Genomic DNA, 12,307 nt, shown 5'->3' with positions numbered 1-12,307 from the left:
AATGCTTGAAACAAGACTCCAAGAATATGACTCCAAGTGACCTCGTGATTGCCGCATAATTTCCGACCCTTTTTTACGGTGACGTGTACTTAGTGGGTGGAAAAATCTAAAATCGTCTTTTCTTCAATCCCCAGAGCTACGCACCCTCGTGGTCGGGGTCAATCCAAAATCGCAAATCTAAAATCCTTGCATTGGTTGACCCTCAGACACGGGACTGCAACCCCAGTATAAACTTCTCTTGAAAATGCCCTACAGACGCTAACAAGGCTTTTGTGTTAAAATTTTGGAGTGTTTTTACTTTTTTTTGCCTTTTAGCGACTTAAACCCCACACATCAGGAGAGTTTACATGACGAGCAGTTACAGTGCCGATCAGATTCAAGTTCTGGAAGGTCTGGAAGCCGTCCGCAAAAGACCAGGAATGTACATCGGTACCACTGGACCGCGAGGACTCCACCATTTAGTTTACGAGGTGGTGGACAATTCAATTGATGAGGCTTTGGCGGGTTATTGCACTCATATAGAAGTGGATATCAACGCTGATGGTTCGGTGACTGTAACAGATGATGGTCGCGGTATTCCTATCGATACTCACTCGCGCACCGGGAAATCGGCTTTGGAAACCGTGATGACGGTACTGCACGCCGGTGGTAAGTTTGGCGGCGGTGGCTACAAAGTTTCTGGAGGATTGCACGGGGTTGGTATTTCTGTTGTTAATGCCCTATCTGAGGTTGTAGAAGTTACAGTTTGGCGAGATAAAAAAGTTCATATTCAGCGTTATGAACGCGGTATCCCAGTTACTGAACTGCAAGTCAAGCCTTATAAAGAAGATAGAACCGGAACTTCTGTTACTTTTAAACCAGATACCCAAATATTCACTGTTAGCATTGAGTTTGATTACATCACTTTATCAGGTCGCCTACGGGAATTGGCGTATCTGAATGCTGGTGTCAAAATTACCTTTACTGACCACCGTCTGGAATTACTCAAAAGCGATACACCCAAGGTAGAATCCTACGATTACAAGGGTGGCATTAAAGAATATATCGCCTACATGAACCGTGAGAAGCAGCCCCTGCATGAAGAAATTATCTATGTGCAGGGGGAACGGAACAACGTACATGTGGAAGTTTCCTTACAATGGTGTACTGATGCTTACACGGATAATGTGCTGGGTTTTGCCAACAATATTCGCACAGTAGATGGTGGTACGCACTTAGAAGGGTTGAAAGCGGTTCTGACTCGGACATTAAATACGATCGCCCGCAAGCGCAATAAAATTAAAGAGAATGAACCAAACCTCAGTGGCGAACACGTCCGCGAAGGTCTGACAGCCGTTATTTCCGTTAAAGTCCCCGACCCAGAATTTGAAGGACAAACCAAAACCAAACTCGGTAACACCGAAGTACGGGGAATTGTTGATTCTCTGGTGGGAGAAGTCCTCACCGAGTATCTAGAATTTCATCCGGCGATCGCAGACTCAATTTTAGATAAAGCTATCCAAGCTTTCAAAGCCGCAGAAGCAGCCCGTCATGCGCGGGAATTAGTTCGGCGCAAATCGGTGCTGGAATCTTCGCCATTACCTGGGAAATTGGCAGATTGTAGTTCTCGTGACCCCAGCGAATCCGAGATATTCATCGTGGAAGGCGACTCAGCCGGGGGGAGTGCAAAACAAGGACGCGATCGCCGTACTCAAGCGATCTTGCCTCTACGTGGTAAAATTCTCAACATTGAAAAAACCGACGACGCCAAAATCTATAAAAATAACGAAGTTCAATCGTTAATTACAGCACTCGGTTTAGGTGTCAAAGGTGATGAATTCGATTCCACCCAACTACGCTATCATCGCATAGTCATCATGACTGATGCTGACGTAGATGGAGCGCACATCAGAACTTTGTTGTTAACATTCTTCTACCGATATCAACGAGCGCTCATTGAACAGGGCTTTATTTATATTGCTTGTCCCCCACTGTTTAAAGTAGAACGGGGACGTAATCATGAATATTGCTATAGCGATCGCGAAAAAAACCAAGCGATCGCCAAATTTCCTGCTAACGCCAACTATACCATCCAGCGCTTCAAAGGTTTGGGTGAAATGATGCCACAACAACTCTGGGACACCACAATGAACCCAGAAACCCGCAAAATGAAGCAAGTCGAAATTGAGGACGCTGCCGAAGCCGATCGCATCTTCACAATTTTAATGGGCGATCGGGTCGCACCCAGACGAGAATTCATCGAAACCTATGGTTCTAAACTCAACTTCACCGATCTCGATATCTAATATCAATTCCCTAACACTGCTCTGATAATTTGTCAAGTTGGTAATGGGTAATGGGTGATACGTTTTCACTCATTACCTTTTTTATTGCTACATAACTACAAAAATTCTAAATTTCTCACTGAGCAAATAACCATATAATTTGCTGATTGTCAACAATTTACAAAAATTCAATATTCTAATGTTAGCAAAACTACCAACTTTATTATAAATTTAGTCTAGATAATACTCTTTGCACTGACTCACTGAATAATTTCGCCCACCAGCTAGAAACACATTTGTTATGCTTTAAGCAAATAACTGAATATCATCTATCAAACAGCAATTAATAAGTATCTTGAGGATTTCTCATAATTAAGATGACAAAAACTTACTGAAATAAAAGTATTTAAGTTTACAGTTCAATTACGGAAAAACCCTTTGTAACCAAATCATCAGGCAATCTTCTGGATTCTCTTGATTCGAGGTAATGCCTACTGGGAGCCAACACCATCTGGCTGAAAACTTGTTAATATCTTCATATAATCTCGTGGCGATCGCGATTGCATTGTATGTATCTAATGTACTTTTGCCTAAGATAAGACTAAATTGGTGAGTTCCCAACACAAATTGTTTTTGAATTGATTAAAATATCCTTGTATACAATAAGAAAAGTTTGTCAAGTTTCATAGGGCTGAAATCGCCACAGTGCGCTAACGTGTGAATAAGACCAAATTAGTTAAACCTAAATTGATCTGCTATCAGGTCGATTCTGCCACCGCCTCAACTCCTCAGTTCAGGTAATTAGTACGCAGAAGGTTAACTGCTTTCAGGCAAGCACCACCACCCTTGTTGTATTTACCCAAGGTCAAGACCCGATTTAATCTCAGAAATGCGTAATTTATGAAGGAAATGTAAAATGGGTAGGTTAAGAGGAATTGTCTGAGTTAACATACAATGCACTCTTTCTCAGTAATTAATGTTGTGTAAAATACATGAAATTCGGCAAAAGCAAGCGTACTTACTTTGTAATGTAATCAGAGCGTCACTGCAATTCCGAAAAGTCGAGAAAAAATTTCCGGGTATCACTCCCGTTTTTAATGTCTTTTTGGTAATAGTGGCTAAAAATTGCTGTGGGAGTTCATGATTAATACACAAAAAGAGTGCAATTTCTGTGAAACAGGCTACAATCGGAAGAGTCTTTATAGAAAAATCTGCCAACAGTCTGAACTCATTTGTATGGAGTGGCAAATTTTTTGATCAAGGCGAGTCTTTTTTTGACCAGTTAGTTGAAAGCAAAATGTGATAGCAACACATATAACATTTACTAAAGTGAAGAAGTCACCTTTAGTAATTGCTTAAACTAAAGTAAAAACCCCTCCAATCGGAGGTGCAAAACGTCCGAAAATATCTCTGGCAAATCTGCCAACAAACTTATTTTCGGTTGACAACTAGCTCGTTTAAAAGAGCAGTAAACACATCTTGAGTAATTGATTCTGCAAGGAGCATGAGGAACGCGGCATGAACCAGGCTAACAACGTACTCGAAAGCATATATCAGCCTGACCTAGAAATAATGAATCAGCCTGAGCTCGAGTTAGAAGAACTCTTAATAGACGATGAAGAGGACTTGCTGATCATCGATGAAGGTGACGAGGAATTTTTAGAGCCTCAGTCTGATGAGGACGACGCAAAGTCTGGAAAAGCCGCTAAATCGCGTCGTCGGACACAAAGCAAGAAAAAGCACTACACCGAAGATTCAATTCGGCTTTACTTGCAAGAAATTGGTAGAATTCGGCTGTTGCGGGCAGACGAAGAAATCGAATTGGCGCGGAAAATAGCCGATTTGCTGGAATTAGAGAGGGTACGCGAAAGACTCTGTGAACAGTTAGATCGCGATCCTCGTGATAGTGAATGGGCAGAAGCAGTGCAACTTCCACTACCAGCCTTTCGTTATCGCCTCCATGTTGGTCGCAGGGCGAAAGACAAGATGGTGCAATCTAACCTCCGTCTTGTGGTTTCAATTGCTAAGAAGTACATGAATCGTGGTTTGTCGTTCCAAGACTTAATTCAGGAAGGCAGTCTCGGTTTGATTCGTGCCGCTGAGAAGTTTGACCACGAAAAAGGCTATAAGTTCTCTACATACGCTACATGGTGGATTCGTCAAGCAATTACCCGCGCGATCGCCGATCAATCTCGCACGATTCGTCTTCCAGTTCACCTTTACGAAACCATCTCTCGGATTAAGAAAACTACCAAGCTGCTATCTCAAGAAATGGGTCGCAAACCCACTGAAGAAGAAATCGCCACTCGCATGGAAATGACCATTGAGAAGTTGCGGTTTATTGCTAAATCCGCCCAGTTACCGATTTCACTAGAAACGCCCATTGGTAAAGAAGAAGATTCTCGATTAGGCGATTTTATTGAATCCGATGGTGAGACACCAGAAGACCAAGTTTCCAAAAATCTTCTGCGCGAAGACCTTGAAAAAGTCCTCGATAGTCTTAGTCCTCGTGAACGCGATGTTCTTAGACTGCGTTACGGCTTGGATGATGGTCGGATGAAAACCCTTGAGGAAATCGGCCAGATTTTCAATGTAACCCGCGAACGGATTCGTCAAATTGAGGCGAAAGCACTCCGCAAGTTACGCCATCCAAATCGTAACAGCGTTCTCAAGGAATATATTCGGTAGTCAAGAGTCATTAGTCATTTGTCATTAGTAAATAAACAAATGACAAATGACAAAACAACAAAAAACCTGGTAGTGAATTAGCACTCCAGGTTTTTTTATTTATAGGTCATCTTAGATATTAAAACTTATAGGATGCCCCAAAAATGCAGGAAGCCTTGACCAGAAAAAAGTTCAACCAAAATGGCTGCTGAAAAGCCAATCATTGCCAAGCGACCGTTCCAAATTTCTGCTTGTGGGGTAAAGCCCCAACGCCAAGCGTTGCGATCCTCAATTACGGGAGTAGTAACTTTTGTTGTGCTTACATTTGTCATGGTTAGGACTCCAAATTTAATTCTTAAGGTTTATTTCCTTATGTAAACTAATATAACAAATATTTTTATAAAGGCAACATTTTTTATACTTTTGTTTCCATACCTTGACATAAATAGTATTAGCTATTTATACAGATTAAAACATCGGCCTTCAGTGAGATTTACTGAGGTGAAGAAATGTTATCTAGACTTTCACCGTCATAGACAATCCTATATTTATTGATATTAATTGTCAAATACTTTGTTTGTATTGCTTGATTTTATATAGAGGTTGTGATTTTTAAATGAAAATTATTGATAATAAATGGAGATATTGGAGTTAAAAATACTGTCCCGATTTGTCCAGATCCCCGACTTCTTCAAGAAGTCGGGGATCTAAATCCAGCTTAGGGATTTCCAAGAAATAAATTACTACTACTTGTGGGGTGGGCCGAAAAGCCATTGGTGTCAACTTAAGCCAAAACCCTTTTCAAACCTCGTTTCCAGTCTCTGGCTGGAAATGCTGCTCATTGCGGTGTCGCAAGTCTTGAGGCGGCAGCCCTCTCGGAAGGCATTCACAGTCGGAGACTGGGAAGGAGATCACGAGAGCAGCCCTCATAATTTACGATCGCACTTCGGCAACGGTGATGATTTTTTCATCGCGGTTGAGTTGGAGGATGCTTTCACCTTTGACATCTTTACCTAAGAGCGGCACTGTTTCCACAGGTATCCGTACTACCCGCTCTTTATTCGTCACTAAAGCTACTTCACCAGATGCGTTGGCTATGACCATACCAGCTAAGTTGTCGGTTTTGCTGGCAAATCTCAGCGCTTGCGTGCCTAAATCGCCGCGATTAGCCGCTCTCAACTGACTCGCAGCCATCCGCTTGGCATATCCTTCTTGAGTAACTAGCAGCAGTTGGTCATCTTTACCGACAGTGGCACAGCCAACCATTTGCTGATTTTTCAATAACCGAAATGCTTGTAAACCCATCGCTGTGCGACCCATAATCGGTAATTGTTCATCATTAACTGCAAAGCGCAACAGTCGCCCACCGGAACTAGCTAAAATCAGATGCTCCCCTGGAGTGGTGAACTGGGTAAATGACAATTCATCATCGTCTTTGAGCTTCAAAATCGTGATTCCGCGCCGAGTCAAGTTAGTAAATTCTTCCAGAGACAGACGCTTAATTCTTCCCTGTTTTGTTACAAGAATTATCTGGCTAGTTTCGAGATTTTCCGGCAGCAAAAAGCGGCTGACCACAGCTTCTTGAGCGCCTTGAGCAGTATTACTGAGCATCGTAATCAAAGGTTTCCCCCGTGGAGAACGTCCAGTTGTTGGCGGAATTTCTCCCACGTTCACAGGATAGACTTTGCCGCCACCGGTTAGTATTAGCAAGTCTTTTGCTGTGTCGGTCAACACAGTTTGGATAATGAAGTCATTATCATGCAGACCATTTTCAGCTTTTGACTTTTTCCCAGATGGCTGGGTGCGACGGACATAACCTCGTTGGGTAAATTCTAAAATCGCTGACTCTGCTGGCTGTTCTAATTTTGGATTTGGGATTTGGGATTTTGGATTTTCCTGATCATCTTCTGCTCCTCTGTTTTTCTGTTCTTCTGCTCCTCTGCTCCTCTGCTCCTCTCCTATTTTCGTCCGCCGGGGATCGTTGTACTTGCGCTTGAGCGATCGCAAATCTTTTTTCAGCGCTTTCAATAATTCCCGGCGATCGTTGAGTAATTGCTCTAACAAGCTAATTTGTTGACTTATCTGCTCAAATTCCTGCTGCAAATTTTGCTTTTCTAAACTGGTGAGGCGGCGTAACGGCATAGCCAGAATTGCATCACCTTGTACCTCACTCAAATCTAGTTGGCTACAAAGGTTAATTTTTGCCGTACTTCCATCGGCAGCTTGGCGCAAAATTTCAATTACCTGATCCAAATTAGACAGCGCTTTCAGCAAACCTTCTACCAAATGCACACGACTTTGAGCTTTACCCAACTCGTAATTGTAGCGACGGTTCAGCGTGTGTTCTCGGAAACTCAAAAACTCCTGCAACACTTGACGCAAACTTAATTGGCGCGGTTGTCCATCCACTATCGCTAGGAGAATTGCCCCAAAAGTCATTTGTAAAGCAGTTTGGTGATATAAATTCTGGAGAATTTCTTGGGGATTGGTATCGCGTTTGAGTTCAATTACCACCCGCATACCTTCGCGATCGCTCTCATCCCGAAGATCAGAAATTCCTTGCAGGCGTCCTTGATTTACTAAGTCCGCTACCTTCTCAATCCAGCCAGCCTTATTCACTTGATAAGGCAATTCTGTAATGATAATTGCCGTCCGTCGCTTGCTTCCTCTACTAGCTGGAATCTCCTCCAGAGTCGCAACTCCCCGCAGCAGAATCCCACCTTTACCTGTGGTGTATGCTTCCCGAATTCCCGCCTGACCAATTATTTCCCCACCAGTGGGAAAGTCTGGCCCTGGAATTAACTCGAATAACTTTTCATCTGACAAATCTGGGTTATCGATTAAGGCAATTAACCCATCGACAACTTCCCCCAAGTTGTGCGGCGGAACATTCGTCGCCATTCCCACGGCAATACCAGAACAGCCGTTAAGCAACAGAAACGGCAATTGAGCAGGTAGCACCGTTGGTTCTTGCTGGGAATTATCGAAGTTACCGACAAATTCCACAGTCTCTTCACCAATTTCTGTCAGCATTCCCTCATGACTGATGGGTGCGAGGCGCGTTTCTGTGTAGCGCATCGCTGCTGGCGGGTCATTATCGACGCTGCCAAAGTTACCGTGTCCTGCTAGTAAAGGATAGCGGCTAGAAAAATCCTGCACTAGCCTCACTAAGGCATCGTAAACTGATTGGTCGCCGTGGGGATGGTATTTACCCAACACATCACCCACTACACGCGCACATTTCCGATAGGGTCTATCTGGTACTAAACCAAGTTCGTGCATTGCATACAGAATGCGGCGATGCACTGGTTTTAAGCCATCACGCACGTCTGGTAGCGCTCGCCCGACAATCACGCTCATGGCATATTCTAGATAAGACCGTTGCATCTCGGTGTGCAGGGCTGTTGTAACTACCTGTCCCGTTGAGAGCAGGTTTAACTGTTTTGCCATGAGTTTTTTCCCTGAAATTTAACTACACAAAAGCCGATGGAACTCAACACTGCGGCAACCACAGCATAACGGATCAAATAGGATTCATAACAAAATTTTGATCGCCATAGAATAAAAAGCAGTAGTATCATCCTTGATGACGAGGATGCACATTGACTATTAAAAAGGATGCAGACGACTATAATCTACATAAACTTAGTAGCCATGATACTTACCGAAGAAGAATTCAGAATTCAGGAGTCAGAATCCAGGTGCCAGAATCCATTCTGGATTCTGTGCGATGGTTACTGAGCTTGCGTTGCCCTGAGCTTTGTCGTTCGCGTAGCGTCTGGTAGAGTTGGGTCGAAGTACTGGATGTATAAGAGAGGTTTAGAGCAAGCGATTTTAAACGCGCGTGATATTAAATTCTTTCCGTGACTCTTCGCTCTGACTTGACTGCTGGGATATTCTGAATTCTGAATTCTGAATTCTGAATTCTGTCTTCTGACTCCTTGCGCTCGTGATTGCATTTCTTAATTTTGAATTCTGGAATTCTTGAATCCTCTCACCTCTATGACTAAAATTCTCATGAAAACTGTCTTAATTGTCGAAGACGATCTAATTAATGCTCGTGTTTTTTCCAAAATTTTGTCCAAGCGTGGCGGCTTGGGTGTGAAACACACTGAAAATGTCGAAGAAGTCATAAAAATTGCCCAATCAGGAGAAGCAGACCTGATTTTAATGGATGTTTCTCTGTCTAGAAGTGTTTATCAAGGTAAGTCTGTTGATGGAATCAAGATTACACAAATGTTAAAATCTGATCCAAAAACAGCAAAATTACCTGTGATTTTGGTGACGGCACATGCTATGGAAGGCGATCGCGAGAACTTTCTCAAGCAAAGCGGCGCTGATGGCTACATTTCTAAGCCAGTTGTTGACCATCAACAGTTTGTTGACCAAATCATCGCACTTCTACCCCCAGACTGACCATTGAGAATTAATGACTTATTTTAGGAATATTCGCCCGCCAATGTTTTTGGGCGACTAATTCCTGTATTTAGTTAGTATATATGTACTATGAAAAGGTATTGTTAGGCAAGAGGGGAGTGGGGAATGGGGAATGGGGAGTGGGGAATGGGGAATAGGGAATGGGGAATGGGGAATCAGGAGTTGAGAGTTGGAAAAATGAAAAATTACCTCTTTCCCCTACTCCCCACTCCCTACTCCCCACTCCCTACTCCTATTGCGTAGGCTGTTTTCCTGGTGCTGATGATGAGTTTTCTCGTTGCTGTAGGGCTGCTTGAATACGGGGTAATTCTAGGAATTTTTTCGTATCAGACAGGAGACGATCGCCCCAGAGATTTTCTTTGAGGAAATCCAAACTAGCGTAGCGCGGATCGATGCGGAGTGCAGCTTCTCCAAAGGTTAGTGCTTGTTGGTGATCGCCTTTAGTATACAGTGCCACTGCCAAGGCCAATAAAGGTTCTGCGGCTTGCTTATCAAGGGTTATAGCAGATTGCCATCGCTTAATTGCTTCGGGGATATTACCCTGTTCGTAGTTGATTAAGCCAATATTGTTGAGCGCCGGCCAGAATTTTTTATCTTGGGAGACGGCCTTATCATACTGCGCGATCGCATCTGGCAATTTACCCAGCAAAAAATAAGCATTACCCAAATCAAATAACCCCTCTGGATCGTTGGGTTTTAACTTCAAACCATTTTGGTAATTGACAACAGCAGCCTGATAATTTTTCTGCTGAAAATTCGCTGAACCCAAAGCAAACAAAATATCACCATTTTTAGGGTTGATAGATTGCGCTTTTTTCAGGCTAGCGATCGCCCCATCAAACTCTTTAGTTTGCAGTTGCAATCCACCTAACAGCAACCACACCTTATCATTCTTCGGAGCCAGCTGACTAGCCAGCCGCGCTCGTGGCAAAGCTAAATCAATCTGTTGAAACTGAGCTAGTTGAGCCGCCTCTTGTGCCAAGCTCAACCCCTGCTTCTCTAACTTTGTCGCATCTAGTTGCAATGTATGGGGTATTAATGCCTGCGCGTTAGCGGCTTTTGGCATACTCCACAAACTACAAACCATTAGAAAAGAAATCAAACGAACATATTTAGGCACACTACCGCCTTTAAGCCACTAATCAAAGAATCTTTCAGCTAGCTTAAACGATCTCCGCTCTTGACGGTAGCAAAATCTTACGTGATTAGTTCTTGACATCCCGATCACAAAGGCAATAGATTAATAAGTATCCACTTACTTATTTATGGCTCGTATACCCAGAATCACCAATCAGCGAATCTTAGAAGCAGCTCGTCAAGTTTTCCTACAACAAGGATTTGGTGCTTCAACCTTAGAAATTGCTCAACAGGCTGGTATTTCTGAAGCTTCAATTTTCAAGCGATTCTCAACGAAAGAAGAGTTATTTTTTGCGGCGATGGGAATTCCAGAAAAACCCCTCTGGGTGAACGAGTTGGAATCTCTCTGTGGCAAAGGCGATCTTAAAGAAAACCTGATCAATATTTGCGTCCAGATTATGGAATTCTATCGTGAGGTGCTACCTCAGATAATGATGCTGCGATCGCGAGGCAATGCGATGCCAGAACTTGGAGGTAAAGAGCCAAGACCGATGCTAGATGTGAAAATACTGACTGCTTTCTTAGAGCGTGAGATTAACCAAGATCGCCTTCGCCCTTGCGATCCCCAGACAGTGGCTCATATCTTAGTCGGATCGGTGATGAACTACGTTTTCTTAGAACAGATGTCGTCCCAAGTCAGTATGCCAACTGCCGAATTAGCAATAGGAACTTACTTAAATTTTGGAGATCCTGCCACGGAAGTATCAGTATTTATCCTGAGTCTTGTGGATATTATTTGGCAAGGAATTGCACCAAGCTAGGATTAGAATAATTCGTAATTCGTAATTCGTAATTCGTAATGACGCGGTGCTAACAGAATTAATTTTTGTAGCGGGGATTTAGCCCTACTCGCCATTAGAAAGAAAATTAGTGACTTTAGTCATACATCAGTCTGGAATTACTAGTGACTTTGGTTATACATCAGTCTGGAATTTTTAAGCCATAATTAGGATGTATGAAATTATACGATTAGGTAAATATTAGACATTTAGACATATTGATGCCAAAACAAAAGCAACTGTCTAAATTGGTGAATCCGAACCTAAGCAGAATAGAACTTTAATCTAAACAAGGAGTCAATTCCATGCTGAAACCAAACCGTGTATCAATAGTCTTAGCTGCTGCTGCCCTGATTATTGTTCCCATTCTCTTGACTGCACCTGCAAATGCCCAGACCGTTGAACGCGATCAAGATTGGAACCGCGACGGCAGAACCAATACTGGAGAAGTCAGAAACGTTGGAGACAGGGGCAATTCAAATCGTGACGGCAGAAACAATTCTGGAGAAGTCAGAACTCGCGCAAATAGGGGCAATTGGAACCGCGACGGTAGAACCAATACTGGAGAAGTTAGAAACGTTGGAGACAGGGGAAATTGGAACCGCGACGGCAGAACAAATACTGGAGAAGTTAGAAACGTTGGAGACAGGGGCAATTGGAACCGCGACGGCAGAACAAATACTGGAGAAGTTAGAAACGTTGGAGACAGGAGCAATTGGAACCGCGACAACCAATACAATAGCAGAGCAGCCAGACTTCGTAATGGTGATCTCAGATTGGCTAATGGGAGAATTATTCCTGCTAGAGACGTAGTCAGACTTCGTAATGGTTACTCCAGACTTCCCGACGGGGTTATTATTGGCCCACAGCAGGAATTTTATGCTCCTGGCTACGTAATTCCTGCTGAGAGACCATCGCTAATCAACATACACCTTTTTTAAATAAGAAGTCAGAATTCAGAATGTAATTCCTTGGGGATTCAGACCCGCCACTACGAGAGTTGACCACTAAATCTTGGATTTA

At 43.1% G+C, this 12,307-nt stretch carries 8 protein-coding genes; 5 read left to right on the top strand and 3 right to left on the bottom strand.

Features of this window, described 5'->3' with window-relative positions; genetic code table 11:
* The first annotated feature begins 347 nt into the window (after window positions 1-347).
* Window positions 348-2,285 carry a DNA topoisomerase (ATP-hydrolyzing) subunit B gene (gene gyrB, locus V7L05_RS01625; protein ID WP_335161206.1) on the top strand — a complete coding sequence of 646 codons (1,938 nt, stop codon included), beginning with the start codon at window positions 348-350 and terminating at the stop codon, window positions 2,283-2,285.
* Between the two features lie 1,497 nt (window positions 2,286-3,782).
* Complete coding sequence (rpoD, locus tag V7L05_RS01620; protein ID WP_094353188.1) at window positions 3,783-4,952, top strand: RNA polymerase sigma factor RpoD; 1,170 nt, start codon at window positions 3,783-3,785, stop codon at window positions 4,950-4,952.
* A 125-nt stretch (window positions 4,953-5,077) separates the two neighbouring features.
* Here the strand turns inward: rpoD and V7L05_RS01615 are convergent, their stop codons facing one another.
* Window positions 5,078-5,263 carry a chlorophyll a/b-binding protein gene (locus V7L05_RS01615; RefSeq protein ID WP_300414870.1) on the bottom strand — a complete coding sequence of 62 codons (186 nt, stop codon included), beginning with the start codon at window positions 5,261-5,263 and terminating at the stop codon, window positions 5,078-5,080.
* A gap of 601 nt (window positions 5,264-5,864) precedes the next feature.
* Window positions 5,865-8,381: a DNA gyrase subunit A gene (gyrA, locus tag V7L05_RS01610; protein WP_335161204.1), complete on the bottom strand. Its 2,517-nt coding sequence runs from the start codon at window positions 8,379-8,381 to the stop codon at window positions 5,865-5,867.
* Between the two features lie 567 nt (window positions 8,382-8,948).
* Between gyrA and V7L05_RS01605 the strand changes: the two genes are divergently transcribed.
* On the top strand, window positions 8,949-9,347 hold the full coding sequence (locus V7L05_RS01605; protein WP_335161201.1) for a response regulator: 399 nt from the start codon (window positions 8,949-8,951) through the stop codon (window positions 9,345-9,347).
* Between the two features lie 253 nt (window positions 9,348-9,600).
* On the opposite strand, the gene V7L05_RS01600 is transcribed toward V7L05_RS01605, so the two are convergent.
* On the bottom strand, window positions 9,601-10,488 hold the full coding sequence (locus tag V7L05_RS01600; protein ID WP_335161199.1) for a tetratricopeptide repeat protein: 888 nt from the start codon (window positions 10,486-10,488) through the stop codon (window positions 9,601-9,603).
* Window positions 10,489-10,633: 145 nt separating this feature from the next.
* Here V7L05_RS01600 and V7L05_RS01595 point away from each other — a divergent pair, with 145 nt between their 5' ends.
* Together V7L05_RS01595 and V7L05_RS01590 are read left to right on the top strand one after the other, a co-directional pair.
* Window positions 10,634-11,266 (top strand): TetR/AcrR family transcriptional regulator, encoded by a 633-nt coding sequence (locus tag V7L05_RS01595; protein ID WP_335161196.1) that lies wholly within the window; start codon window positions 10,634-10,636, stop codon window positions 11,264-11,266.
* Between the two features lie 323 nt (window positions 11,267-11,589).
* Window positions 11,590-12,225 (top strand): hypothetical protein, encoded by a 636-nt coding sequence (locus V7L05_RS01590; RefSeq protein WP_335161194.1) that lies wholly within the window; start codon window positions 11,590-11,592, stop codon window positions 12,223-12,225.
* The last annotated feature ends 82 nt before the right edge of the window (window positions 12,226-12,307 follow it).

This window comes from Nostoc sp., assembly GCF_036917755.1.
Taxonomy (GTDB): Bacteria; Cyanobacteriota; Cyanobacteriia; order Cyanobacteriales; family Nostocaceae; genus Nostoc.
Note: the sequence above shows the minus strand (reverse complement) of the source record. Positions and strands in the feature narration are given on the sequence as shown.

Bases quoted from the DNA above. Each gene is read 5' to 3' on its own strand.
- gyrB (WP_335161206.1), top strand. From the start codon at position 348: ATGACGAGCAGTTACAGTGCCGATCAGATTCAAGTTCTGGAAGGTCTG.
- rpoD (WP_094353188.1), top strand. From the start codon at position 3,783: ATGAACCAGGCTAACAACGTACTCGAAAGCATATATCAGCCTGACCTA.
- V7L05_RS01615 (WP_300414870.1), bottom strand. From the start codon at position 5,263: ATGACAAATGTAAGCACAACAAAAGTTACTACTCCCGTAATTGAGGAT.
- gyrA (WP_335161204.1), bottom strand. From the start codon at position 8,381: ATGGCAAAACAGTTAAACCTGCTCTCAACGGGACAGGTAGTTACAACA.
- V7L05_RS01605 (WP_335161201.1), top strand. From the start codon at position 8,949: ATGAAAACTGTCTTAATTGTCGAAGACGATCTAATTAATGCTCGTGTT.
- V7L05_RS01595 (WP_335161196.1), top strand. From the start codon at position 10,634: ATGGCTCGTATACCCAGAATCACCAATCAGCGAATCTTAGAAGCAGCT.
- V7L05_RS01590 (WP_335161194.1), top strand. From the start codon at position 11,590: ATGCTGAAACCAAACCGTGTATCAATAGTCTTAGCTGCTGCTGCCCTG.